The organism is Cupriavidus sp. DL-D2, from assembly GCF_039710735.1.
Taxonomy (GTDB): Bacteria; Pseudomonadota; Gammaproteobacteria; order Burkholderiales; family Burkholderiaceae; genus Cupriavidus.
In genome coordinates this window covers 23459-47505 of the sequence record NZ_JBDKXK010000072.1, presented here as the reverse complement: position 1 = coordinate 47505, position 24047 = coordinate 23459, and the positions used below count along the sequence as shown (strand labels likewise).

Here is a 24047-nt window from a genome sequence, read left to right as displayed (position 1 = left end):
TTAACGACATGTTATGCCCTACACACAAAATTCCTGACAGGCCCGGAGGCGGGGACGCTGAGCCAACAATTGTTTCCCCCTCTCCCACTGGTTTGCTCCCCTCTCCCACAAGTGGGAGAGGGGAGCAAGACCGGCGGCAGAGGGGAGCGACGCAGCGATCGGGATCGAAAGCTGATCGACTACCCCCGCCGCCGCGTCACGAAGCCCACGAACCCAATCCCCAGCAACACCATCGCACTCCACGGTGCGAATGCACCGCCACCACCTCCACCACCTCCACTGGTATCTCCGCTACCGGATGAGGTCGCCGTGCTTGCCGTAGCAGGCGGGTTCGGCGCCAGCACCAGCGCAGCGTCGGCGTCGAGCAAGCCGGCGCCGCATTTCCCGGAGTTCCCTGAAGCCGTGCAATACGTATTGGCGGGATGCGCGCGTGCCGAGGATTTCAGCACGGCGGTGACCTGGGCCGGGGTCAGGGCGGGATTGACGGCCAGCATCATCGCGGCGACGCCCGAGACCATCGGTGCGGCGAAGCTGGTGCCCGCCGAGGTGTAGGAGATCGCGTACGCACCCGGTGATGCCGCGCCGGCATTGGTCAGCGTGGTGATGTAGAGCGGCGTGGTGGAGGCGCAGGTGGTGGTGCCACCCGACGTGATGACCTTGGAGTTGCCGCAGCCGCCCCCCGGTGCGCTCAGTGCGACCTGCGGGCCCACGTTCGCATAGCTGGCGTTCTCGCCGTCGCTGGCGTGCGCGGTGACGGTGATGACACCGCTGCAGTCGCCCGGCGCCTCGACCGCGCCAGCTGAATTGCCTGCCGCCGCCACTACGACCACGCCGGCCGCGTTGAGATCGTTGACGGCCTGCTGTTCGATCGACGAGCAACTGCCGCCGCCAAGGCTGATGTTGACGATCTTGGCCGGTGTCGCGTTGGCCGGGACGCCGGGCACGGTCAGGCCGCCCGCCCAGCGCATGCCGTCGACGGTATCCGAGAGCAGGGCGCCGCAGCGCCCCGACACACGTACCGGCTGGATCCGGGCCGTCCAGTCCACCCCGGCAATGCCCAGGGCGTTATTGGTGGCCGCGCCCAGGACGCCGGCCACGCGTGTGCCGTGCCACGTGCTGTTGGCCGCGCCGCTGCCGTCCGAGCACGTGGTGCCGGTGGGCACGTAATCGCCCGGATCGGTCGGGTCGCTGTCGCGGCCGTCGCCGTCCACCGACACGGTCGTGCTGCTGATGAAGTCGTAGCCCGCCACGGTCCGGCCGGCCAGGTCGGGGTGGGGCAGGATGCCGGTATCCACCACGGCGATCACGATATTGCTGCTGCCGCGAGAGCGGTCCCAGGCGCGCGGCAGGTTGGCGGCGCCGGTCAGCACCGAGGGCGGGCCGAGGTAGCGCTGGTTGGTGGCGAATTCCGTATCGTTGGGGACGGTGTCGTGCAACTGCAGCCAGCGGTCGGGCACGGCATCGGCCACGCGCGGATCGTTGCGCAGGCGCCTGGCCACTGCCTCGGGCCCGTCGCCTCGCGTGTCCTTGACGGTCAGCAGTTGCAGCGTCCCGGCCATCGGCCGCTTGACCGAGAGGGCCAGCCCCGTATTGGATTCCACGCGCTTCATGCGGGTGGTGTCGGCCTGGGTGCCCACGGTCTGGCTGCCATCGCGCCAGCGCACGATGTAGTTGCCGGTAAATCGGGAAGCCGGTGGCGTGGGGCGAACCGTGGCGATGGAATCAGCCTGCGCGTGCACGGCGGAAGGGAGGCCCAGCATGGTGCCGAATGCCAGCAGCAGGGCCGGCAGCATGGACCTCGGAAGGAAATTGGACGGCTCGTACGGCATCAAGGCTCCTGGGGAGATCGCATGAAACGAACTGCTAAGGAATACCGGTACTGCACCTGCTCATTCTTTCCAGTGGCGGCGGACAGCCATCGTTGGCTACCCGTCGCTATCGGCAATCTGGCACCCCAACCTTAGGATGCAGATTAATTGGCCGGTATGTCGGATGGCATGTCTCGTCCGGTCGGACGTGCCCGGTGTGGCTTCAGCATGCGGTCCGGCGTGGCCGATTCGATACGGGGTGCTGCCTTCAGCGTCGCCACGGCCTGATCCATCGTCACATCGCCGGAGGTCGTGATGGCAGTGATCAGCCACACGCCACCCGACATGGGTCGCTTCACGACGTAACGTGCGGGACCTTCGATAGCCGCCAGCAGCTTGCCGGCATCTTCGGACAACATCACGTCAGGTGGCGTGAACTTGACGAGGATGTCGCCCAGCGCGCGGTCGTTGGTGAGGGCACCGCGCGGCGGTGCGAACGACTTCGACTCCGACGCGCAGCCCGAGATGGCGGTCATGGCCAGCGCGGCGAAGGCGGCCGTGGCCACCGTGCGCGAGAACTGGCGGGGAAACGATGGCAGCTTGCCATGGGTCATCGGTTTGAAACTCCTGTGTTCGGATTGCATGCCGCCGGACTCAGCCGGCCGCCCGGCGCGGCTTCTTGCCGCTGCCTTCGCGGGATGCGTTGGCGGCCTGGGCCGCAGCGCGCGCGCCCTGCGTCAACATTTCCTCTGCGTGCTGGAGGGTCGTCGCGGTCACGGTCGCACCGCCCAGCATGCGCGCGGTTTCCTGGATGCGGCCATCGGCGTCCAGCGCGCGGATCTTCGAGCGCGTGACCGCGCCTTCCTTGTCCTCGCGGCTTTCCTTGCTGACCAGCAGGTGGGCGCCGGCTTGCGCGGCCACCTGCGGCAGATGGGTCACGCAGAGCACCTGTCGAGCGCGGCCCAGTTCCTGCAGGCGCCGGCCCACGACTTCGGCCACGGCGCCGCCGATGCCGGTATCCACCTCGTCGAAAATCAGCGTTGGAGTGGGGGCCGCTTCGCTGGTGATCACCGAGATGGCCAGGCTGATCCGTGCGAGCTCGCCGCCCGACGCCACGCGTGCCAGCGGACGTGCGCTGACACCGGCATGGCCGGCGACGAGGAATTCCACCTGTTCCAGGCCGTGGCTCTGGCCTTCTTCCAGCGGATGCAGCGCCACGGCGAACGTGCCGCCCGCCATCGACAGGCCCTGCATCGCCTCGGTCACGGCCCTGGACAGCGCGTCGGCGGCCACCTTGCGCGCGGCGGACAGATGCTTGGCCAGCGTCAGGTAGGCAGCGCGTGCGGCAGCTTCGCGAGCCAGCACCTTGTTGATGTCCTGCGCGGCCTGCAGGTCGTCGAGCTGCTGCTTGCGCGCCAGCAGTTCGTCGGCCAACTGCTCGGGCGGTAGCCGGTACTTGCGCGCGGTGGTGTGCAGCGCCTGCATCCGTGCTTCCACGGCCTGCAGGCGTTCGGGATCGAGTTCGAGCCGGTCGACATACCGATTCAGCGAGTGCGCGGCTTCCTCCACCTGCACCAGCGCAGGTTCGAGTGCGGCCAGCACATCGCGCAGCGCGACATCGACATCCGCCAGTTGTTGCAACCGCTGGACCACGCCATTGAGCACCGAGGCTACGGCACCATCGGATTCGGAGAGCGCATCGAGCGCGGCGCGGCTGCCGTCGATCAGGCCGGCAGCGTGCGAAAGGCGGTTGTACTCGGACTGGATCTCGTCCCACTCGCCCGGCTGCGGCGCCAGCTTGTCGAGTTCGCCGACCTGCCATTCGAGCCGTTCGCGTTCCAGTTGCATCTCGCGCGACTGGTGCTCCACGGCCTCTCGCTGTTTCACGCAGACGCGCCAGGCGCGCCAGGATTCGGCCACGGCAGCGGCCTGCTCGCTCAGTCCGGCGTGGGCATCGAAGAGATGACGCTGGGCGTCCGGGCGCAGCAACTGCTGGTGGGCGTGCTGGCCGTGAATGTCCACGAGTTGATCGCCTACCTCGCGTAACTGGGCCAGCGTAGCGGCGGCGCCATTGATGAACGCCTTGCTGCGTCCGCTGGCATCGACCGTCCGGCGCAGCAACACAGAATCATCGTCGCCAGCCAGTTCGCGCTCGGCCAGCCAGGCGTCCAGCGCGGGATGCGTGCGGAAGGTGGCGCCGATACCCGCGCGGGTCGCGCCTTCCCGGACGATGCCAGCGTCGGCACGCTCGCCCAGCACCAGCGCCAGCGCATCGATCAGGATCGACTTGCCCGCGCCGGTCTCGCCCGTGAACACGGTGAAGCCGGTCGAGAAGTCGAGGTCGAGGGTGTCGACGATGACAAAATCGCGGATGGACAGGCTGCGCAGCATCTTGGGCGTCTATGAACTGGGTAGAGGATTCGGCGAGTTGGACGGGAGAGCCGGAGGCATCGGCTCAGAGCCGGTTGTCCTCGGTCGGGTATTCGTGCCAGTGCAGCTTCTTGCGCAGCGTGGCGTAGTAGTTGTACCCCACCGGGTGCAGCAGGCTCACGGTCTTGGCCGAGCGACGCACGACGATGCGGTCCCCAGGCAGCAGCGACGCCAGAGACTGCATGTCGAAGTTGACACTGACATCGCGCGCGCTGGCCACCTCGATGGTGACCTCGGCATCGTGCGGCAATACGATGGGGCGGTTGGACAGCGCGTGCGCGGCAATCGGCACCAGCACCATGCCGGACAGCGTGGGATGCAGGATCGGGCCGCCAGCGGCCAGCGCGTAGGCGGTGGAGCCGGTGGGCGTGGATACGATCAAGCCGTCCGAACGCTGGTTGTACATGAAGTTGCCATCGACCGAGACCGCCAGTTCCACCATCCCGGAGATACCCGAACGGTTCACCACCACGTCGTTGAACGCCAACGCGGAGAAAATCACCGTATCGTCGCGGATCACGCGCGATTCGAGCAGCATCCGCGACTCGGCCTCGTAGCGGCCGGACAGCATTTCAGGCAGGGCGGTGGTGACGTCCTCCAGAGGGATGTCGGTCATGAAGCCCAGCCGGCCGTGGTTCACGCCGATGACGGGCACATCGTGGCCGGCCAGCTGGCGCGCCAGGCCGAGCAACGTGCCGTCGCCACCAAGCACCACGGCGACGTCGGCCTCGCGGCCAATTTCCTCGGGCGTGAGCACGGGGTAGCCGGTCAGGCCGGTGGCCAGCGCGGTCTCGCGCTCGAACACCACATCCTGGCCATTGCGCAAAATACAGGACGCCAATTCCTCCAGGGGGCCTTCGATACCGGCGGTCGAATGCCGGCCCACCAGGGCGACGGTCTTGAACGGCGCGCGCGGGGCGCTGGTCTTTGAGGGGGCAGACATGGCGGGATTAGACCATACCGGCATGACCATTGTCAGCCTCGGGGCGTGGGCGCTCGCGACGCCGCCCGAACGGCGCAGTTTTGATTAGAATCGGGGCATCATGGACGAACGTTCTAAAACGCTTCTCAAGACCCTGATCGAGCGCTACATCGCCGAAGGGCAGCCGGTCGGTTCCCGCACCCTTTCGCGATACTCGGGGCTGGACCTGTCGCCGGCCACCATCCGCAATGTGATGTCGGACCTCGAGGAAATGGGTTTCATCGCCAGCCCGCACACGTCTGCGGGCCGCATTCCCACGCCGCGCGGCTATCGTCTGTTCGTCGATGCGATGCTGACCGCGCGCCCGCTGGACGGCGAAGTGGTGCTGCCCGCCGAACTGGCCGGCCTCAAGGACCAGATCCAGGGCCAGATGGCCAACCAGCAGCTTGGACCCCAGCGCATGATCACGGCGGCTGCGCACACCTTGTCGAACCTGTCGCAGTTCGCCGGCGTGGTGATGACGCCCCGGCGCGCACAATCGTTCCGGCAGGTCGAATTCATGCGGTTGTCGGATAAGCGCATCCTGCTGATCATCGTCAGCCCGGAAGGTGACGTCCAGAACCGGATCATCCAGACCGAGCTGTCCTATACCCCGGCCCAACTGATCGAGGCCGCCAATTTCTTCAACGCGCACTATGCGGGCATGAGCTTCGACTCGGTGCGCGATCACCTGCGCGTGGAGTTGCAGGCGTTGCGCCGTGACATGTCATCGCTGATGCAGGCCGCCGTGGAGGCGGGTAGCAGCGCGATGGCGGAGGATAACAACGAGCAGGTGTTCATCTCCGGCGAGCGCAAGCTGCTGGAGGTGGAGGACCTGTCGTCGAGCATGGACAAGCTGCGCCGGCTGTTCGATGTCTTCGAGCACAAGACCAGCCTGCTGCAATTGCTGGACGTCTCCAGCCACGCGCAGGGCGTGCAGATATTCATCGGCGGAGAAAGCCAGTTGGTGCCGATCGAGGACATGGCCGTGATCACTGCGCCGTACGAGGTGGACGGCCAGATCGTCGGCACGCTCGGCGTGATCGGCCCCACCCGCATGGCGTACGAACGTGTGATCCCCATCGTCGATATCACGGCGCGGCTGCTCTCCAGCGCGCTTAGCCAGAATCAGACTTGAGCCTTTCGCACGGCATCGCCCGGCGCTCCCGGAGTTGTAATCGGACACCCCATGACGTTTTCGCCTGAACCGGCATACCAGCACGGCCAGTCGCCGCGCACCGCAATCCTGCTGATCAACCTCGGCACCCCCGATGCGCCCACGCCCAAGGCGGTGGGGCGCTACCTGAAAGCCTTCCTGTCCGATCCCCGCGTGGTGGAAATCCCGCGGCTGGCGTGGCTGCCCATCCTGCACGGGGTGATCCTGCCGTTCCGTTCGCGCGCCTCGGCCATGAAATATGAGTCGATCTGGCTGCGCGAAGCCCATATGACCGGCTCCCCGTTGCTGGTCCACACCGAACGGCAGGCCCATGCGCTGCAACTGCTGATGCAGAAGCTGGGCCATGAGGTGACCGTGGCCTGCGCCATGCGCTACGGCAATCCGTCGATCGAATCGGTGATGGAGGCGCTGCGCCGGCAGGGCACGGAGCAGATCCTGCTGCTGCCGCTATATCCCCAGTATTCGGGCACCACCACGGCTACGGCGTTCGACGAAGTGTTCCGTGTCCTGGCGGGATGGCGCAATCAGCCCGAAATCCGGCTTGTGAAGCACTTTCACGATCATCCAGCCTATATTCGCGCGCTCAACGAGCAGGTGCGGGCCTACTGGCGCCAGCACGGCGTGCCCGATTTCGCGCAGGGTGACCGCCTGATCCTGTCCTTCCACGGCCTGCCCCGGCGACTGCTGGACCTCGGTGACCCCTATCACTGCGAATGCCTGAAGACCGGCCGCCTGCTGGGCGAGGCGCTGGGCTTGCAGCCGGGACAGTATCAGGTGACGTTCCAGTCGCGTTTCGGCAAGGCGGAGTGGCTGCAACCCTATACCGCGCCGACGCTGGCCGAACTAGGCAAAGTGGGTACGCAGCGGGTGGATGTGTTCTGCCCTGGGTTTCCGGCAGACTGCATCGAGACGCTGGAGGAGATCGCCATGGAGGGGCAGACCGAGTTCCGGGTAGCGGGCGGCAACGACTTCCATTTCATTCCATGCATGAATGATTCGGAGGTGTGGATTGCCGGTCTGGCGGATATTGCCCTGCAACATCTGCAGGGTTGGCCTCTGACGGCGTTGCATGCGCATGAACTCGAGGCGCGCCGTAGCCGGGCCCATGCGCGCGGCGCGGCGGGCTGAGCAGGAGGGAAGTCATGCAAGTGGATTTCGAAAGCAGTGCGCGGATGCGCATCGACAAATGGCTCTGGTGTGCGCGATTCTTCAAGACGCGCTCGCTGGCAGCCGAGGCGGTGGAGCGCGGCAAGGTCACGGTGAACGGCCAGCCCGTCAAGAATTCGCGCGAAATCAAGCCCGGCGATGCGGTCGTGCTGGAGGCGCACCAGCAGCGCTGGGAAGTGATGGTGAAGGGGATTCCGGCTTCGCGGGGCGCGGCACCGATTGCTCAGACCACCTACGAGGAAACGCCGGAAAGCCAGACCCGGCGCCAGAAAGAGGCCGAAACACGCCGGCTGCAGCCTGAGCCGGCCGCCCAGCTACAGGGCCGCCCAACCAAGCGCGACCGCCGTCGGATTGACGATTTTCGTCATTGAGCCAGCCCAGGTCGCCACGGTATTCCGGGAAAAATCAGCGCACGTAGTGGACGAGGTAGTGTTTGAACACGGCCTTGCCGCTGCCATACTCGGTGTCGCGAGGACCCACCGCTTCCGACAGGCAGATGAATACTGTCATCGCCGATAGCGCGGCGATCAGGCATACGGTCACGACTGGCAGCTTGTGCATGGTGAAGCGTCCCAAGGATGCATCGAATGGATCCACCTCCGGCTCCCGTTATTTTTGTCATTTTTACTGCATGAATCTTAGTCATTGCGATGCAGCAAGGCAATGAACACTCGATCTCATGAAACCGCTCTTTGTAACGGCGTATTTCGGCGTCTCTGAATGTCCACTCTTGAAAAACTGGAGTGGTGCCGCCAAGTGCGGCTAGACTTGCCTGTTGATCCCGAACCGGGCATCCGAACCCCCCTCGGCCTGTCGTTACCGCAGATGGGCCGCGTTTTTAGCTTTGATACGAATCGACATGGAAGAACAGAATCTGACGCCGAATCCGAACATGCAGCCGCCGGCCGACGAGGCCGCCCGCACGCAGGCGCCCGAAGCTGCCGCAGCCGGTGCCGATGATGTGGCACGCCTGGCCCAGCAGGTGGCCGACCTGGAGGCCAAGGCCAAGGAACACTACGACATGTTCCTGCGCGCCACGGCGGAAGGCGAGAACATCCGCCGCCGCTCCCAGGACGAAGTCTCGAAGGCACACAAGTACGCCATCGAGAGCTTTGCCGACAACCTCGTGCCCGTGATGGACAGCCTGCAGGCCGCGCTGGCCGACAACAGCGGCGATGTGGCCAAGCTGCGCGAAGGCGTGGAACTGACCGCCCGCCAACTGGCAGCGGCCTTCGAGCGCGGCAAGATCGTCGAGTTGAACCCGGTCGGTGAGCGCTTTGATCCGCATCGCCACCAGGCCATTTCGATGGTCCCGTCTGAGCAGGAACCGAACACCGTGGTCAGCGTGCTGCAACGTGGCTATACGATCTCGGATCGCGTGCTGCGCCCGGCGCTGGTGACCGTTTCGGCTCCGCGCTGAGTCCGAGTTTCCGCAGGATCATGTAGCAAACACACGCCCGGTGGCCGCAAGGTTGCCGGGCGTTGTCGTGTCTGGAGAATGTAGATGTCTGACGCACCGGCCCCCCATCTGGATCACCGCGCCTTCGAGGCGCTGGCCATGCAGGAAGTGGACCCGTCCACCATCGATGCGGAAATCGCCGCCAGCGGAGACGATCTCGTCTGCGTGTTCTTCTGGGGTGTGGATTGCTTTAACTGCGAAATGGCAAAGAAGGCGATCCTCGCCAATCCCGAGCCGATCCGCGCGCTGAACCTGCGCTGGCTGCACACCAACGTCTACGCGCACCCCGAACTGGGCCGCCGCTTCGGCCTGCACGGCATTCCAGTGTTCATGTTCTTCCACAAGGGCAAGAAACTGGGCCGCGCCACGGGCTGGCACGGTCATGGCCAGTTCGCGGCGGCGGTGGGCAATGCGCGGCTGAAGGCAGAAGGGAAACCGCTCGCCGGATAAACTCAGCGGGACAGTGCGTAGCCCAGGCGGAATTGCCAAGGGGTTTTCTGGTTGTAGTACAGCAGGCTCTCGCCATATCCATAGAAATAGCCTGCCATCAGGTAGCCGGCTGTACCCGGCAGCAGCCGCGACAGCGGATAGGTGAGCTGGGCGTCGACACTGCCGTAGCCCTTGCGCGTGCCCTTGCGCAGCGTGGTGGAGAGTTCCCACGAGTCTGGGCGGCCATAGGCGATGTTCAGGTCCATGTAGCCACGATAGTGGGCGATGTCCTCGTTGTCGCTCTTGCCCACATACCCGTACACCTTGGGCGTCACGCGCCAGTGCCAGTCGGTCTGGTCGCCGAAGTACATCGTCGGTTTGATGAACAGGGTGTTGACCGCGCGCGAGTCGTCGCCGTCGCGGCCATTGGATTCGTGCTCGAAGCCGGTGGCGATCGACAGGCGGCTGATCACGCTGTTCTTCACGCCGGTATCGGACAGGTAGTAATACAGGCTGGGCCGGTAGTTGGTGTCCTTGAACGGCTTGGATGCGGCGGCCAGGTCCCAAAGCGAGAACTGCGTGTATGCGAAGTACAGGTTGTCTAGTACCGACTTCGAATTCGGGTTCTCGCCTTCGAAAATCCGGTAGCGGAAGCTGATCTGGAACTTGGCGTTGGCACCGTCGTGCGCGCCGATCATCAGGTACATCGGCTCGTTGAACGCCAGACGCTGGGAGTCGCGAAGATCGGCCGGTACCGGACCGGTGGTAGCACCGTCGGCGGTGGATACCACAGGCGTGACGGGCGCTGTCGTTGGCGTGCCCTGGGCATTGGCCAGGTCCCGTTCCGCAGTGGTCGGCTCGGTATCGGGCGTGGCGGCCGGCTTGGCGACGACCAGAGGCGCGGTGGGAGTGGCCTCGCCCGGCAACGGCGCGCGGTTCAGCGTGATGGTGACGGGCGCGGCGTCGATGCCCGCCACGTCCAGCCTCACCATGCCGCGCATGCCTGCGGGCCAGTCGGCCGCGTAGCTGACTGTGCGGTTTTCACCGCGCCGCAGGTTCAGAATCTCCGGCCCCTTGCCCACACGCTTCAACTCCATCCGCACCGGGGCGGCCAGGTCGCCCACGGCAGTCACCTGTAGCGTATCGGGCACGGCATAGCGGCGCGTGTCGTCGTCGGCAGTGATGAGCAGCGTCAGTGTCAGGGGCTTCGTGCCATCGATGGCACGCGGCGGCTGCAGCAGTGCCACGGCGCTGTGGGCCGCCAGCGGCGAACAGAGCAGCAGGGCGCCGGCAATGGCCGATGCATAGCGCAGGGAGGGGAAAGCCGCGCGGCGCGAGCCGGCGCGGACAGCAGCGGAGCAGAGCATGGGCAGGGAGCGCCGCGCCGGCCACGCAAGGAATGCGCGCTTGCCGGTGATGCGGCGCAACAGGAACAAGATGCCGGCAAGCCTAGCACGTGCTGCCGAGCGCTCTTGTCAGGCGTTGTCTGGTATTGATGCCGCGCAGTGTCGATTACTGCACGGCGCCGTGTGTCAGACGCAGAATCAGCCCCGGGCGCGTCGCAGGATGTCGTCGACGTATGCCTGGCCGTCCGGAGGCATCCCATTGCGCTGGGCATTCCAGAGCATCTGGCCGAGGGCTTCCATGATCTGGTGCTGCGCCTCGTGCGGCGAGTCGAGCCTACGGCTCAACGCCTCGTAGGCGCCACGGATGCCCGGCGGCTGGTCGATCGACACCTGTTCGGAGATCGACAGGTGCATCGCCAGGTGCAGGAACGGATTGGTCTGGCCGCCTTCGGGCGTGTAATCGCGCGTCAGCGCGCCTTCGGTATCGGTCAGCAGCGCGTGGTAGTCGGGGTGCTGGTCGATCCAGTCGACGGCGATGGCCTCCAGGGGGGTGAGGACACTGCCCGCTACGCGCTTCTGCCAGGCATCGCAGAAGAAACGGCGGACTTCTTCTCTTGAGGGATTGAACATGATGGCCGCTATTGTAAGTCAGCGCCGGAATGTGCGTAGGGCATGCGCCGCGCGCCCCGCAGGGTCAGTAGAATGCAGCGTTCCGCGCTCTTTTTCCTCCACGATGACCGTTTCCGCCACCGGCCCTCTGGGCCAGGCCCGCGACAAGTTCGCCGGCGTGCTGCTGATTGCCCTGTCCGCCACCGCATTCGGTGCGATGGCGATCTTCGCGCGCTTTGCCTATGCAGCCGGTGCCGATGTCTACGGCCTGCTGGCGGTGCGATTCGTGGTGGCGGCGCTGGCGATGGCCGTGGTGATGCGCACGCGCGGCATTGCGCTGCCGCCGTGGCGCCGCGTGCTGGCGCTGGCGGCGATGGGCGGCATAGGCTATGTCGGCCAGTCCTATTGCTTCTTCACCGCGCTCAATCACGCGCAGGCCAGTCTCGTGGCGCTGCTGCTCTATCTCTATCCGCTGTTCGTCACGTTGCTGGCGGCGGTCTTCCTGAAAGAAAAGCTGACCACCACCTCGGTGATCGCGCTAGTGCTGTGCTCGGTGGGTGCCGGGCTGACGGTGGGCGGCGGGGAGGGCGCGCCATTGGGTATCGCACTGGGCGTGGCGGCGGCGGTAATTTACTCGATCTACATCGTGGTGGGCGCTCGCGTGACGGCCGGCGTCAATGCCATCGCCACGACCACGGTGATCTGTTCGGCGGCAGCGCTGGTCTATGTGACGATCGGCGTGATCCGCACGAGTGTAGGCGTGCCGCCGCAGTTTCCGTCCAGCGCAGGTGGATGGCTCGCCCTGCTGGCCATTGCGTTAGTTTCCACTGTGCTGGCCATCATGACGTTCTTCGCTGGACTGCAGAAACTGGGCGCGGCCAAGGCGTCGATGCTCTCCACGCTGGAGCCGGTAGTCACCGTGGTGCTTGCCGCAGCGCTGCTAGGCGAGCATATCGGCGTGACCCAGGCCGTGGGTGGGGCGCTGATCCTGCTGGGCGTGCTGTGGCTGACGCGTCGCGCCAGCGGCACGCCACAGGTGGACAGCGACGAGGGTTGAATGGAATTGAACGACTTCGACGAAGGCCTGCACGCACACCTGTAACGCCTTGGGTACAATCGCGCTTTCTTTCATCATAAAAACCGGAAAGCGCGCAATGAAACCCGTCGATCAGGCTGTGATTGCACAATTGTTCACTGAAGCACGCACCCACAACGTGTGGCAGGACAAGCACGTCGACGACGCCGTGCTCAAGCAGATCTACGAAGCCATGAAGTTCGGCCCCACCGCCGCCAATGGTTCGCCGGCCCGTATCGTGTTCGTGAAGTCGGCCGAGCAGAAGGCTCGCCTGGTGGAGTGCGTCTCGGCTGGCAACGTCGACAAGACGCGCTCGGCGCCCGTGACCGCGATCATCGCCTTCGACAACGCTTTCCACGACCAACTGCCGAAGCTGTTCCCGCATGCCGATGCCCGTGCCTGGTACGCCGGCAACGACGCCAAGATTGCGCGCGACGCGCTGATGAACAGCTCGCTGCAAGGCGGCTACTTCATCCTGGCCGCGCGTGCGCTGGGCCTGGATTGCGGCCCGATGGCCGGTTTCGATGCCGACAAGCTCAACGCGGCATTCTTCCCGGACGGCAAATGGTCGGTCAACTTCCTGATCAACCTGGGCTATGGCGAAGCCGACAAGCTGCATCCGCGCCTGCCGCGCCTGTCGTTCGACGAAGCCTGCAAGATCGTCTGAGCATTCGGCACCTGCCAGAAAGACAAAAACGGCCCTCGGGCCGTTTTTTCGTTGGTGACAGGCAACATGGCGATCAGGCTGACCATTCCTCCACGGGATGACAGGCCAGGTACTTCACCGGCTGGGCGATCCCCAGCCGTGCCCGGGCTGCGTCGATCGGCTCGTTCAGCAGCTTCTCGTAGTCCTCCCCCAGCAGCCAGCCTGCATTCCGGCCCAGCCGGTAGCCTTCCAGCACTGCGCGCGCAAACGCCAGGCTGCGCGTCAGGCGCCAGCTTTTCAGCGAGGCGGCCAGTGCGATAAATGCCCAGCCCTGTCCGCCCGTCTGCGCGTAGCTGAACGCGACCAGCGCCGCTTCGCCCAGGCTTTCATCGGCGCGGTAACCCGTCAGCACATGCCAGATATCGTGGATGTCGCGCGTGCGGCGCCCGAACCACATATAGGCATCCTCGACGATCGGTTCCTGATTCAGGTTCGAGACCTTCGCCAGTCCATCGGCGCTATAGCCAGTCTTCTCCAGAAAGGCGCGATACGCGGCGCCGACGGTGCCCGGTGCAAAGGCGGCGATATAGGCTGGGTCCGAGAGCTTCTCCGCCAGTTCGATCCGCTGGTACGCCATGCGACGGCCGTCGGGCGTGCTCAGCAGGCGGCTGTAATTGCGCGGCATCGATGGCCCGTTCAGCGCGCGCATGATGCGGAAGACCTGCTCGGTGTCGTTGCCGTCTGCCATCAGCTTGCGGATGGCCTGGAACGCGGTAGGCAGGTCACGCCTGTAGGGGTTGAAACCGGTGGAAGCAGCCATGGGCAGGTCCTCTCGTCAGGGTTTCAGACAGTGGCCGGTTCACGCAGACTGGCCGCTGCGGTACGCACGAAATCGACGCTGGTATCGACAGCGGTCACCGGGAGCATATGCCCGCCCGAGATCAATGTCAGCCGGGCAGCCGGGTGTTTGGCAACGAAGGCTTCGCCGTTCTCGCGGTAATCGAGGATGCGGTCCTCGCGGCCAAACAGGATGCTCACCGGTACGCGCAGGTCGCCATAGCGCGCCAGTAGCGGGGGCAGGCTGGGTGCCACGCCGAGCAGATCTTCCGACGCGCCCAGGAAATGGCCGGGCCGCAGCGCCAGCAAACCGCCGCCACGCGTTGGAAAATCCTCGGGCACGGCGTCCGGGCCGAAGACGATATCCATGACCTGTTCGCGATTGCGGATCGACATTGGAATCAACAGCGTCCAGGCGATCAGCTTGCGCGCGAAGGCGCTTTCCATCGCCATGGCCTTGAAGACCGGCGAGATGGCCTGCGGCGGATGGGTCAGCGGTGCAATCAGCGCCAGTCCGCCCACGCGCTCGGGGTGATAGGTGGCAAGTGCCAGTGAGATCGCACCGCCGAGCGAGTGACCGACGACCAGCGGACGCTCCAGCCCCAGCTTGTCGATCAGCGCGGCCAACGTATCGGCCTGCGCCTTGAGGTCGGCGGGCGCGCCGGCCGGGCGCGTGGACCAGCCCGCGCCGGGACGATCCACCGCAATCACGCGATGGTCCCGCGACAGCGGGGCGATCATGCCGTAGCCGAAATTCTCCAGTTGGCCCGACAACCCGTGTACCAGCAGGATCGGCGGGCCCTCGCCGCGCTCGACCACATGCAGCCGCGCGCCGGGCACATCGATAAAGCGGCCCGTGGGCGGGAACGCCGCCTCGATCTTGCGCGCGGTGCGCCAAGTGAACAGGAACAGCAGCGCTAGCAGGGCGGCGAGCAACACCGCCCCCACAATCACGATGACAAGCAGGATCTTCAAGATTGCGCCTCGGGGAGTGGATCGTGGTGGGGCAGCGGGGCGGCCTGCGCGGTATCGAAGCGCAGCACGCCATCGTCGATGCGGCCATGGCGGATCGTCAGCATATCCATCAGGTAGTTCTGATACACGCGCCACGGCTTGCGGTCGCCCTGCCGGGGCAGCACGGCGGCGGCACGCTGCACGTAGCCCGATGTGAAATCGAGGAACGGCGTCCGTTGCACATCGGGATCGACCTGCGGCATGGCGATGCGATGGCCGCGCCGGTCCATGAATTTCAGCAGCCGGCAGACGTACTCGGCAGTGAGGTCGGCCTTGAGCGTCCACGAAGCGTTGGTGTAGCCAAACGCCAGCACCATATTGGGCACGTTGCCGAGCATCATGCCCTTGTACGCCAGGCACTCCGATGGGCGGCGCGGCTGGCCGTCCACGGTCAGCGCAATGTCGCCGAGCATATTCAGCTTCAGGCCGGTGGCTACCACGACCACATCGGCCGGCAGTGTCTGGCCCGATTTCAGCACGATGCCGTCCGCATCGAATCGCTCGATATGGTCCGTGACGATCGACGCCCGCCCGTTGCGGATGGCCCGGAACAGGTCACCGTCGGGCACCAGACACACGCGCTGGTCCCAAGGGTTGTAGCGCGGCGTCAGGTGCGTATCGACATCGAAGCCGGGTGCGAGCTGGGCGGCGGCCATGCCGACCAGCCGCTCCTTGACCTTCGCAGGCCGCCTGCGAGCAAGCTGGAAGAAGAACATGCCGAGCAGCACGTTCTTCCAGCGCGTCAGGCCGTAAGCCACGCGCGCCGGCAGCAGCTTGCGCAGCCGGTTGGCGATGGCATCTTCGCCAGGGCGCGTCACGATGTAGGTGGGCGAGCGCTGCAGCATTGTTACCTGTGCCGCCGTCTCGGCCATGGCCGGCACCAGCGTGACCGCCGTGGCGCCACTGCCGATCACCACCACGCGCTTGCCGGCGTAATCGATCGACGGGTCCCAGAACTGCGGATGGACCAGCTTGCCACGGAAGTTTTCTTCGCCGGGGAAGTCGGGCCGGTGGCCTTCGGCGTAGCTGTAGTAGCCGGCGCAGACGTAGAGCAGCCGTGCCTTGAGCCGCTGGCGCGAACCGTCGGCGGTACGTTCGGCCTCCACGGTCCAGCATGCCTCGGCACTGTGCCAGGCGGCGCTCACGACCTTGTGGCCGAAACGGATCTTTCCGGTGATGTCGGCTTCGTCGGCGGTTTCGCGGATATAGGAGAGGATTGACGGGCCATCGGCAATCGCCTTGGCGCCACGCCACGGCTTGAAGCGGTAGCCGAGCGTGTACATGTCGGAATCGGAACGGATGCCCGGATAGCGGAACAGGTCCCATGTGCCGCCGATGGCGTCGCGGGCTTCGAGGATGGCGTAGCGTTTGCCGGGGCAGCGCTGCTGGAGCTGCCGCGCGGCGCCGATGCCGGACAGCCCGGCGCCGACAATCAGAACGTCGAGGATCTCGGCAATGTCGCCGGAAGTGTCAGAAGCGTCAGGAACTGCATCGTCTGCTGCATGGGCGGAGGGGGCGGTCATGACAGGTCCCGGACGGGTGCGATGACCGCATAGCGTAGCAGCGTTGCCAGATTCGGTGGGGCTGGCGGGCGGCGTTTGGAAGGTTCCGCCCAACCTCGCGCTTTCCCGGATTGCGGCCCAGTCCGAATGTCTAGACGTTTGGGGCTGGCGTTTTTGGCTTGAACTCGCAGAGCGGCTCGATCGCGCAGTGCCAGCATTCTGGCTTGCGCGCCTTGCAGACATAGCGGCCGTGCAGGATCAACCAGTGGTGGGCATCGTGCATGAACTCGGTCGGCGTGACCTTGAGCAGCTTCTGCTCCACGGCGTCGGGGTTCTTGCCCGGCGCCAGCCCGGTACGGTTGGCCACGCGGAAAATGTGCGTGTCCACGGCGATGGTGGGATGGCCGAACGCCACGTTCAGCACCACATTGGCGGTCTTGCGCCCCACGCCCGGCAGCGCTTCCAGCGCCTCGCGCACCGGTGGCACCTTGCCGCCGTGCTGTTCCACCAGGATGCGGCAGGTCTCCATCACATGCTTCGCCTTGGTCTTGTAGAGACCGATCGTCTTGATGTACTCGATCAGCCCGGCCTCGCCGAGATCCAGAATCTGCTGCGGAGTATGGGCCACTGGATAAAGCTTGCGCGTGGCCTTGTTCACGCCCACGTCCGTGGCTTGCGCGGACAGCAGCACGGCGATCAGCAACTCGAATGGCGAGCTGTATTCGAGTTCCGTCTCGGGTGTGGGATTGACTTCGCGCAGGGTTTCGAAGATGGCAAGGCGCTTGGCTGGGTTCATGCGCGGGACGGGTCGTTGTCGTTGTCGTGTGGGCCGGGCAAGGTATCCGATGCAGATGTCCCCAATCCAAGCCGCGCGCGGCGGGCCTCGGCGGCATCGATCTGGGCCTGCACGGCGGGCGATACGTTTTCGGTATTGCGCGGCTTCGCCGCAGCCGCGGCCGCAGCCTTCTCGCGCGCCCGGGCCATGGCGGCCTCGATGATGGCTTTCTTGCGTGCCTGCGCAGCCCGTTCGGCATCGGATTCTACCGGTTCGGCTTGCAAGGCTTCGAGCTTGGCCGCAGCCTTCGCGGCCAGGCGCGCATCGTTCTCCTCGCGCTCACGGACCAGCCGCACTCGCCGCGACTGATAGCGAGCCTGCGCGGCATCGGCCTGTTCCTGCGACCACGCATCCCATCCGGTATTCGCGCCGGTCACGGGGACCATCGCGATGCAGTCCACCGGGCAGGGCGCCACGCAGAGATCGCAGCCGGTACACCAGTCGGGCAGCACGGTATGCATCTGCTTGGCCGCGCCGACGATGGCGTCGACCGGGCATGCCTGGATGCAGAGCGTGCAGCCGATGCAGAGCGATTCATCGATTCGGGCCACAGCACGGGGCTGTTCGATGCCGCGTTCGGGGTCGAGCGGCTGCGGCGCCGTGCCCAGCAGCGCGGACAATCGTACGATGCCCGTGGCACCCCCGGGCGGGCAGCGGTTGCTGTCGGCCTGACCCGTGACCATGGCCTCGGCATAGGGGCGACAGCCATCGAACCCGCACTTGGTGCATTGGGTTTGCGGCAGCAGGGCTTCAAGACGGTCCGCCAGGCTGGCGGTGCCGGCTGCGGTGGGTTGGGAGTGGGTCACGACTGCGAAACTGCAAAAACGGATTCTGGGGGAGCGGCTGGCACATCGGCACGCGAGCGCATCGGCGCGTCTCTGCCGGACGCGTTGCGGCAAGGATTATCCCCGATTTCGCCACCATGCAGAAAAGGGGATCATGCGGCGTCACCCGTATGTGGGACAAGGGGAGGGGGTGACGGCTGTGCCATAATCCGCGCAATCGACAGACCGGAAATTCATGTCAAACGAGCCAAGAACCAAGCGGGATCCCGAGGGCACGCGTCGGCGTATCCTGGCGGCCGCCACCGAAGAGTTTGCCAAAGGCGGGCTGGCCGGTGCCCGCGTCGACCAGATCGCACGTCGGGCGGAAACCAACGAGCGGATGCTGTACTACTACTACGGCAGCAAGGAAGGTCTCTTCCTTACCGTGCTCGAAAAGCAGTACGCCGAATTCCGTGCGGCCGAGGAGCAGCTTCACATCACGGACGAAGACCCGGTGGCGGCGGTCCGCACGCTCGCCCGATTCGTCTGGGACTGGTACTACGCGCATCCCGAGTTCATCAGGCTGGTCAACAGCGAGAACCTGCACGAGGCGCGGCACCTGAAGAAATCTTCGCAACTTCACCAGTTGATCAACCCCGTGGTGGATGTGCTGGCCGACATCATCCGGCGAGGCCAGCAACAGGGCGTGTTCCGTGATGGCATCGACGTGCCGCAGTTCTACCTGACCATTTCGGCGCTCGGCTACTATGTGCTGTCGAACCGGTACACGATCAGCGCCGTGATTGGCCGCGACGTGGCCTCCGAAGAGGAACACGCCCGCTTTGCCGAGCTGCATACGGACATGCTGCTGTCCTACCTGACCAATCGCTGAAGGTTGCTGACATCCGCCGAAAGCAAAACGCCCGCAAGAAATTTGCGGGCGTTTTGCTTTGGCAGAAGACCTTCAGTGCTTCCGGATGAAGTCGCGCAGTTCCGGATAGATGTTCTCGCGCCAGCGGCGGCCCGAGAAAATCCCGTAGTGGCCGCACTTCGGCGCGGTGATATGTTGCTTGCGCGCTTTCGGGATACCTTCGCACAGGTCGTGTGCGGCAGCCGTCTGGCCAGCACCTGAAATATCGTCCAGCTCGCCCTCGATAGTCAGCAGGGCGGTGCGCTTGATGTCTTGCGGACGCACCGGCGCACCATCGATTTCCCACGTGCCGTTAGCCAGCCGGAATTCCTGGAACACCTCGCGGATCGTGTCGAGGTAGTAGTCGGCCGCCATGTCGAGCACGGCGTTGTACTCGTCGTAGAACTTCACGTGCGCGTCGGCATCGTCGGAATCGCCCTCGACCAGACTCAGGTAATAGTCATAGTGCGAGGAGAGATGGCGGTCCGGGTTCATCGCCACGAAGCCGGCATGCTGCAGGAAGCCGGGATAGACCTTGCGGCCATGACCCGGATAGTTGGCAGGCACCGTGTAGATGACGTTGTTCTCGAACCACTCGAACGATTTGTTCGTCGCCAGCGAGTTGACCGACGTCGGGCTCTTGCGGGCATCGATCGGGCCGCCCATCATCGTCATCGTGCGCGGCGTCTTCTCGCCGGCCGAAGCCATCAGCGAAATCGCCGCCAGCACCGGCACCGTCGGCTGGCACACCGAGACCACATGCAGGTTTTCCGCGCCGATATGGCGAATGAATTCCTGAATGTAGTAGATATAGTCCGAAAGGTGGAAGGCACCGTCTTCGGCCGGGACCATCCGGGCATCCACCCAGTCGGTCACATAGACCTTGTGATCCTGCAGCAACGTGCGCACCGTGTCGCGCAGCAGCGTGGCGTGGTGGCCGGACAGCGGCGCGGCCACCAGGACCACCGGCTCGTCCTTGAGCAGCTTGATGGTCTCGGGATCGTCGGCGTACCGCTTGAAGCGGATCAGCTTGCAAAACGGCTTTTCCAGCACCGTCTGTTCGACGATGGGAATGTCGCGCCCGTTGGAACGCACGGCCTTGATATCGAACGCCGGCTTCTCGTATTCCTTGCCGAGCCGGTATAGCAGCTCGTAGCCTGCCGCCAGCCGGGGCGCACCCGGCAGCAGCGAGAGGGGGCTGAGGGGATTGATAAACGTCTTGGCGGTCGCCTGCATCCACGCGGTAAGCGGGTTCAGCATCGAGCGCTGGAATTCATGCAATTGATAAAGCATGCCTGTCTAGCCTTTATTGTCGCGAGTGACTCGCACAACGATTATGCCCGCAATCGAACGATCGTGCTCTGCAGCATATCTCTCAAAGGTACGCCGCCAGCCGCGGAAGACAATAGGACATTGGCGCTATATCGGGATGACATCCGCCGACAAAACGGAAAAAGGCGACCGGAGTGGCTTCCAGGTCGCCTTTTTCGACTGGGTGTTGCATTTTGGTGCAACGCCCAGATGCAGCAAATCGCTTAGTAGACGGCGGCGATGGCTTTCACCACGGCGTCGATGTTGCGGCTGTTCAGTGCGGCCACGCAGATGCGGCCCGTGCCCACGGCGTAGATGCCGTGTTCGGTACGCAGGCGGTCCACCTGGGTCGAGGTCAGGCCCGAGTACGAGAACATGCCGCGCTGCGCCTTGACGAACGAGAAGTCGCCCGGCACGCCAGCGGCGGCCAGCTTGTACACCAGCGCATTGCGCATCAGCTTGATGCGGTCGCGCATCTCGCCCAGTTCCTGCTCCCACATGGCGCGCAGTTCCGGGCTGTTCAGGACGGTGGCGACTACGGTGCCACCGTGGGTCGGCGGGTTCGAGTAGTTCGTGCGAATGACACGCTTGATCTGCGACAGCACGCGCTGCGCTTCCTCCTTGCTGGTCGTCACGATCGAGATCGCGCCCACGCGCTCGCCGTAGAGCGAGAAGCTCTTCGAGAACGAGCTCGACACAAAGAAGGGCAGGCCCGACTCGGCGAACAGGCGCACAGCGGCGCCGTCCGGCTCGATGCCGTCGGCAAAGCCCTGGTAGGCCATGTCGAGGAACGGAATCAGGTTGCGTTCCTTGACCAGTTCCACCACCTGCTTCCACTGGGCTTCATTCAGATCCACGCCGGTGGGGTTGTGGCAGCACGCGTGCAGCACGACGATCGTGTTGGCCGGGTACGACTTCAGCGATTCCACCATGCCGGCGAAGTTCAGGCCGTGGCTCGGGGCATCGTAATAGGCATAGTTCACTACCGGGAAACCGGCGGCTTCGAACAGCGCGCGGTGGTTTTCCCAGCTCGGGTCGCTGATGGCGACCGAAGCATCCGGATACAGGCGCTTCAGGAAGTCGGCGCCAATCTTCAGGGCGCCCGTGCCGCCAAGTGCTTGTGCGGTCACAACGCGGCCTTCCGTGATCAGGGCCGATTCCTTGCCGAACAGCAGGGTCTGGACAGCCTGGTCATACGCGGCAATGCCTTCGATCGGCAGGTAGCCACGGGGCGTGGCGGTCGTCAGGCGTGCCTTTTCGGCCTCCTGCACAGCGCGCAGCAGCGGAATTTTCCCTTCGTCTGTGAAGTACACGCCAACGCCCAGATTCACCTTGGTGGGACGCGTATCGGCATTGAATGCTTCATTCAGGCCCAGGATCGGGTCGCGCGGGGCCATCTCGACGGCAGAAAACAAACTCATTTGGAATCTCGTGGTCAGCTGTGTAACAAAACGGAGGGCGTAGAATGCTTCGGACTGCGCTGGGCTGCGGCAGATCGGCAATGGGGTTGAACCGTTCCGCGCAACCCCAAGATTCTAGCGTATCCGCCCGTTTTCCTGAGGTATTTCCCTAATTTCATGACGAATCTCGCTGAAGCCGCCCCCGTTCTCGACGAAGACAAGTTCGTTACTTTTCCGGGGTCCCCGTTCCAGCTCTATCAGCCCTATCTACCGGCCGGCGACCAGCCCGAGGCGATCCGCCAACTGGTGGAAGGGGTAGAGGATGGGCTGTCGTTCCAGACACTGCTGGGGGTAACCGGCTCCGGCAAGACGTTCACGATGGCCAACGTTATCGCGCGGATGGGGCGGCCAGCCATCGTATTTGCGCCAAACAAGACGTTGGCAGCGCAACTGTATTCGGAATTCCGGGAGTTCTTTCCGCGCAACGCCGTCGAGTATTTCGTCAGCTACTACGACTACTACCAGCCTGAAGCCTACGTGCCGCAGCGCGACCTGTTCATCGAGAAGGACTCGTCCATCAACGAGCACATCGAGCAGATGCGGCTGTCGGCCACCAAGAGCCTGCTGGAACGGCGCGATACGATCATCGTGGCGACGGTGTCGGCCATCTACGGTATCGGCAATCCGAGCGAATACCATCAGATGATTCTGACGCTGCGCAACGGCGACAAGCTGAGCCAGCGCGACATCATTGCGCGGCTGATTGCGATGCAGTACACGCGGAATGACGCGGACTTCCAGCGTGGCACGTTCCGCGTGCGCGGCGACACGCTCGACATCTTCCCCGCCGAGCATGCCGAAATGGCCGTTCGCGTGGAACTGTTCGATGACGAAGTGGATTCGCTGCAGTTCTTCGATCCGCTGACAGGGCGCGTGCGTCAGAAGATTCCGCGCTTCACGGTCTATCCGTCGAGCCACTACGTCACGCCACGCGAGACCGTGCTGCGCGCGATCGAAAACATCAAGGTGGAGTTGCGCGAGCGACTGGATTTCTACTACAAGGAAAACCGCCTCGTCGAGGCCCAGCGGCTGGAACAGCGCACGCGCTTCGATCTGGAAATGCTGACCGAACTCGGCTTCTGCAAGGGCATCGAGAACTATTCGCGGCACCTGTCCGGCGCCCAGCCGGGCGAACCGCCGCCGACGCTGGTGGACTACCTGCCGCCGGACGCGCTGATGTTCCTCGACGAGTCGCACGTGCTGATCGGCCAGCTCAACGGCATGTACAACGGCGACCGCGCCCGCAAGACCACGCTGGTCGAGTATGGCTTCCGGCTGCCGTCCGCCATGGACAACCGGCCGCTCAAGTTCGACGAGTACGAGCGCAAGATGCGTCAGGCCGTCTTCGTGACCGCCACGCCCGCGAACTACGAGAAGGAACATGCCGGCCAGGTCGTGGAGCAGGTGGTGCGGCCCACGGGGCTGGTGGACCCGACGATCGAGGTCCGTCCGGCCACCACGCAGGTGGATGACCTGCTGGGCGAGATCCATGCGCGGGTCAAGGTCAACGAGCGCGTGCTGGTGACCACGCTGACCAAGCGCATGGCGGAGCAACTGACCGAGTTCTTGTCCGAGAACGGCGTCAAGGTCCGCTATCTCCATTCGGACATCGACACGGTCGAGCGCGTGGAGATCATCCGCGATCTGCGCCTGGGCACGTTCGATGTGCTGGTGGGGATCAACCTGCTGCGCGAAGGCCTGGACATTCCGGAAGTATCGCTCGTGGCGATCCTCGATGCTGACAAGGAAGGCTTCCTGCGTGCCGAGCGATCGCTGATCCAGACCATCGGCCGGGCAGCACGGAACGTCAACGGTACCGCCATCCTCTACGGCGACCGGATGACGGACTCGATGAAGGTGGCGATCAGCGAGACCGAGCGCCGCCGCGCCAAGCAGATGGCGCACAACGAGGCCCACGGCATCACGCCGCGCGGTGTGGTCAAGCGGATCAAGGACATTATCGACGGCGTGTATGACCCGGACGACGTCAAGGCCGAATTGTCCGCTGCCGCGGAGCGCGCGAAGTACGAGGACATGAGCGAGAAGCAGGTGGCCAAGGAAATCAAGCGCCTGGAGAAGCAGATGCTCGAACACGCCAGGAATCTTGAATTCGAGAAGGCTGCCCAGGTACGCGACAGCCTGGCCAAGCTGCGTGCGCAGGTGTTTGGTGGCGCCGCCGATGGCGACCATCTGTTGCCGCCGTCAAGCTGAGGCAATCCCCGATCCAGCAAGAGGCGCTCCCGGTGCCCATGTTGCGGCACGGCATCCTATAGTGATGAAGGACATCCGCGTCCGGAGCCCCGCAGT

Annotated in this window: 23 protein-coding genes; 9 read left to right on the top strand and 14 right to left on the bottom strand. The window is 64.7% G+C overall.

Annotated features, from left to right (window positions below):
• Positions 1-179: 179 nt before the first annotated feature.
• The 4 genes from mprA to ABDB81_RS26710 form a co-directional block, all read right to left on the bottom strand.
• Entirely contained in the window at positions 180-1793 is a 1614-nt protein-coding gene (gene mprA / locus ABDB81_RS26725) for an MprA protease, GlyGly-CTERM protein-sorting domain-containing form (RefSeq protein WP_346814040.1), read from the bottom strand.
• A gap of 179 nt (positions 1794-1972) precedes the next feature.
• The gene (locus tag ABDB81_RS26720) at positions 1973-2422 is read right to left on the bottom strand and encodes a hypothetical protein (protein WP_160471834.1); all 450 of its coding nucleotides are present in this window, start codon (positions 2420-2422) and stop codon (positions 1973-1975) included.
• Positions 2423-2462: 40 nt separating this feature from the next.
• Positions 2463-4199: a DNA repair protein RecN gene (gene recN / locus ABDB81_RS26715; RefSeq protein WP_137926783.1), complete on the bottom strand. Its 1737-nt coding sequence runs from the start codon at positions 4197-4199 to the stop codon at positions 2463-2465.
• 64 nt (positions 4200-4263) lie between these two features.
• Positions 4264-5181, bottom strand: a complete 918-nt coding sequence (locus tag ABDB81_RS26710) for an NAD kinase (protein ID WP_137926784.1) — start codon at positions 5179-5181, stop codon at positions 4264-4266.
• Positions 5182-5281: 100 nt separating this feature from the next.
• On the opposite strand from ABDB81_RS26710, the gene hrcA reads away from it, so the two are divergent.
• The 3 genes from hrcA to ABDB81_RS26695 are packed head-to-tail and all read left to right on the top strand — an operon-like array spanning position 5282 to position 7914.
• Complete coding sequence (hrcA, locus tag ABDB81_RS26705) at positions 5282-6337, top strand: heat-inducible transcriptional repressor HrcA (protein ID WP_137926785.1); 1056 nt, start codon at positions 5282-5284, stop codon at positions 6335-6337.
• A 51-nt stretch (positions 6338-6388) separates the two neighbouring features.
• Entirely contained in the window at positions 6389-7504 is a 1116-nt protein-coding gene (gene hemH / locus ABDB81_RS26700) for a ferrochelatase (protein WP_346814039.1), read from the top strand.
• Between the two features lie 14 nt (positions 7505-7518).
• Positions 7519-7914, top strand: a complete 396-nt coding sequence (locus ABDB81_RS26695) for an RNA-binding S4 domain-containing protein (protein ID WP_137926787.1) — start codon at positions 7519-7521, stop codon at positions 7912-7914.
• A 34-nt stretch (positions 7915-7948) separates the two neighbouring features.
• On the opposite strand, the gene ABDB81_RS26690 is transcribed toward ABDB81_RS26695, so the two are convergent.
• A complete protein-coding gene (locus ABDB81_RS26690; RefSeq protein ID WP_137926788.1) occupies positions 7949-8140 on the bottom strand; it encodes a hypothetical protein in 192 nt (63 codons plus the stop codon).
• Positions 8141-8402: 262 nt separating this feature from the next.
• On the opposite strand from ABDB81_RS26690, the gene grpE reads away from it, so the two are divergent.
• Positions 8403-8963, top strand: a complete 561-nt coding sequence (gene grpE, locus ABDB81_RS26685) for a nucleotide exchange factor GrpE (RefSeq protein ID WP_137926789.1) — start codon at positions 8403-8405, stop codon at positions 8961-8963.
• Between the two features lie 84 nt (positions 8964-9047).
• Complete coding sequence (locus ABDB81_RS26680) at positions 9048-9452, top strand: thioredoxin family protein (protein ID WP_137926790.1); 405 nt, start codon at positions 9048-9050, stop codon at positions 9450-9452.
• 2 nt (positions 9453-9454) lie between these two features.
• Here the strand turns inward: ABDB81_RS26680 and ABDB81_RS26675 are convergent, their stop codons facing one another.
• Positions 9455-10867 (bottom strand): phospholipase A, encoded by a 1413-nt coding sequence (locus ABDB81_RS26675; RefSeq protein ID WP_249359545.1) that lies wholly within the window; start codon positions 10865-10867, stop codon positions 9455-9457.
• A gap of 108 nt (positions 10868-10975) precedes the next feature.
• A complete protein-coding gene (locus ABDB81_RS26670) occupies positions 10976-11407 on the bottom strand; it encodes a DUF1841 family protein (RefSeq protein ID WP_160471840.1) in 432 nt (143 codons plus the stop codon).
• Positions 11408-11510: 103 nt separating this feature from the next.
• Here ABDB81_RS26670 and ABDB81_RS26665 point away from each other — a divergent pair, with 103 nt between their 5' ends.
• On the top strand, positions 11511-12443 hold the full coding sequence (locus ABDB81_RS26665; RefSeq protein WP_137926792.1) for a DMT family transporter: 933 nt from the start codon (positions 11511-11513) through the stop codon (positions 12441-12443).
• A 97-nt stretch (positions 12444-12540) separates the two neighbouring features.
• A complete protein-coding gene (locus ABDB81_RS26660; RefSeq protein ID WP_160471842.1) occupies positions 12541-13128 on the top strand; it encodes a malonic semialdehyde reductase in 588 nt (195 codons plus the stop codon).
• 73 nt (positions 13129-13201) lie between these two features.
• Here the strand turns inward: ABDB81_RS26660 and ABDB81_RS26655 are convergent, their stop codons facing one another.
• The 5 genes from ABDB81_RS26655 to rsxB all read right to left on the bottom strand — a co-directional run bounded on the left by ABDB81_RS26655 (position 13202) and on the right by rsxB (position 18101).
• Positions 13202-13927 (bottom strand): Coq4 family protein, encoded by a 726-nt coding sequence (locus ABDB81_RS26655; protein ID WP_346814038.1) that lies wholly within the window; start codon positions 13925-13927, stop codon positions 13202-13204.
• 23 nt (positions 13928-13950) lie between these two features.
• Positions 13951-14910, bottom strand: coding sequence for an alpha/beta fold hydrolase (locus ABDB81_RS26650; protein WP_346814041.1), 960 nt, complete (start codon positions 14908-14910; stop codon positions 13951-13953).
• Positions 14911-14915: 5 nt separating this feature from the next.
• Positions 14916-16481, bottom strand: coding sequence for an NAD(P)/FAD-dependent oxidoreductase (locus tag ABDB81_RS26645; protein ID WP_346814037.1), 1566 nt, complete (start codon positions 16479-16481; stop codon positions 14916-14918).
• A gap of 130 nt (positions 16482-16611) precedes the next feature.
• Positions 16612-17256: an endonuclease III gene (gene nth, locus ABDB81_RS26640; protein WP_137926796.1), complete on the bottom strand. Its 645-nt coding sequence runs from the start codon at positions 17254-17256 to the stop codon at positions 16612-16614.
• Positions 17253-18101, bottom strand: coding sequence for an electron transport complex subunit RsxB (gene rsxB, locus ABDB81_RS26635; RefSeq protein ID WP_346814036.1), 849 nt, complete (start codon positions 18099-18101; stop codon positions 17253-17255). The genes nth and rsxB overlap by 4 nt, the downstream gene beginning before the upstream one ends.
• A gap of 214 nt (positions 18102-18315) precedes the next feature.
• Between rsxB and ABDB81_RS26630 the strand changes: the two genes are divergently transcribed.
• The gene (locus ABDB81_RS26630; protein WP_137926798.1) at positions 18316-18951 is read left to right on the top strand and encodes a TetR family transcriptional regulator; all 636 of its coding nucleotides are present in this window, start codon (positions 18316-18318) and stop codon (positions 18949-18951) included.
• 72 nt (positions 18952-19023) lie between these two features.
• On the opposite strand, the gene phaZ is transcribed toward ABDB81_RS26630, so the two are convergent.
• Together phaZ and ABDB81_RS26620 are read right to left on the bottom strand one after the other, a co-directional pair.
• The gene (gene phaZ / locus ABDB81_RS26625) at positions 19024-20262 is read right to left on the bottom strand and encodes a polyhydroxyalkanoate depolymerase (RefSeq protein ID WP_137926799.1); all 1239 of its coding nucleotides are present in this window, start codon (positions 20260-20262) and stop codon (positions 19024-19026) included.
• Between the two features lie 242 nt (positions 20263-20504).
• The gene (locus ABDB81_RS26620; protein WP_346814035.1) at positions 20505-21701 is read right to left on the bottom strand and encodes an amino acid aminotransferase; all 1197 of its coding nucleotides are present in this window, start codon (positions 21699-21701) and stop codon (positions 20505-20507) included.
• A gap of 156 nt (positions 21702-21857) precedes the next feature.
• Between ABDB81_RS26620 and uvrB the strand changes: the two genes are divergently transcribed.
• Entirely contained in the window at positions 21858-23951 is a 2094-nt protein-coding gene (uvrB, locus tag ABDB81_RS26615) for an excinuclease ABC subunit UvrB (protein ID WP_137926801.1), read from the top strand.
• The last annotated feature ends 96 nt before the right edge of the window (positions 23952-24047 follow it).

Excerpts from the sequence above, each read along its gene's own strand:
- ABDB81_RS26665 (WP_137926792.1), top strand. The coding sequence starts at position 11,511 with ATGACCGTTTCCGCCACCGGCCCTCTGGGCCAGGCCCGCGACAAGTTC.
- ABDB81_RS26660 (WP_160471842.1), top strand. The coding sequence starts at position 12,541 with ATGAAACCCGTCGATCAGGCTGTGATTGCACAATTGTTCACTGAAGCA.
- hemH (WP_346814039.1), top strand. The coding sequence starts at position 6,389 with ATGACGTTTTCGCCTGAACCGGCATACCAGCACGGCCAGTCGCCGCGC.
- ABDB81_RS26695 (WP_137926787.1), top strand. The coding sequence starts at position 7,519 with ATGCAAGTGGATTTCGAAAGCAGTGCGCGGATGCGCATCGACAAATGG.
- phaZ (WP_137926799.1), bottom strand. The coding sequence starts at position 20,262 with ATGCTTTATCAATTGCATGAATTCCAGCGCTCGATGCTGAACCCGCTT.
- nth (WP_137926796.1), bottom strand. The coding sequence starts at position 17,256 with ATGAACCCAGCCAAGCGCCTTGCCATCTTCGAAACCCTGCGCGAAGTC.
- ABDB81_RS26680 (WP_137926790.1), top strand. The coding sequence starts at position 9,048 with ATGTCTGACGCACCGGCCCCCCATCTGGATCACCGCGCCTTCGAGGCG.
- ABDB81_RS26645 (WP_346814037.1), bottom strand. The coding sequence starts at position 16,481 with ATGACCGCCCCCTCCGCCCATGCAGCAGACGATGCAGTTCCTGACGCT.
- uvrB (WP_137926801.1), top strand. The coding sequence starts at position 21,858 with ATGACGAATCTCGCTGAAGCCGCCCCCGTTCTCGACGAAGACAAGTTC.
- ABDB81_RS26720 (WP_160471834.1), bottom strand. The coding sequence starts at position 2,422 with ATGACCCATGGCAAGCTGCCATCGTTTCCCCGCCAGTTCTCGCGCACG.
- recN (WP_137926783.1), bottom strand. The coding sequence starts at position 4,199 with ATGCTGCGCAGCCTGTCCATCCGCGATTTTGTCATCGTCGACACCCTC.
- ABDB81_RS26710 (WP_137926784.1), bottom strand. The coding sequence starts at position 5,181 with ATGTCTGCCCCCTCAAAGACCAGCGCCCCGCGCGCGCCGTTCAAGACC.
- ABDB81_RS26670 (WP_160471840.1), bottom strand. The coding sequence starts at position 11,407 with ATGTTCAATCCCTCAAGAGAAGAAGTCCGCCGTTTCTTCTGCGATGCC.
- mprA (WP_346814040.1), bottom strand. The coding sequence starts at position 1,793 with ATGCTGCCGGCCCTGCTGCTGGCATTCGGCACCATGCTGGGCCTCCCT.
- ABDB81_RS26655 (WP_346814038.1), bottom strand. The coding sequence starts at position 13,927 with ATGGCTGCTTCCACCGGTTTCAACCCCTACAGGCGTGACCTGCCTACC.
- ABDB81_RS26630 (WP_137926798.1), top strand. The coding sequence starts at position 18,316 with ATGTCAAACGAGCCAAGAACCAAGCGGGATCCCGAGGGCACGCGTCGG.
- ABDB81_RS26620 (WP_346814035.1), bottom strand. The coding sequence starts at position 21,701 with ATGAGTTTGTTTTCTGCCGTCGAGATGGCCCCGCGCGACCCGATCCTG.
- grpE (WP_137926789.1), top strand. The coding sequence starts at position 8,403 with ATGGAAGAACAGAATCTGACGCCGAATCCGAACATGCAGCCGCCGGCC.
- hrcA (WP_137926785.1), top strand. The coding sequence starts at position 5,282 with ATGGACGAACGTTCTAAAACGCTTCTCAAGACCCTGATCGAGCGCTAC.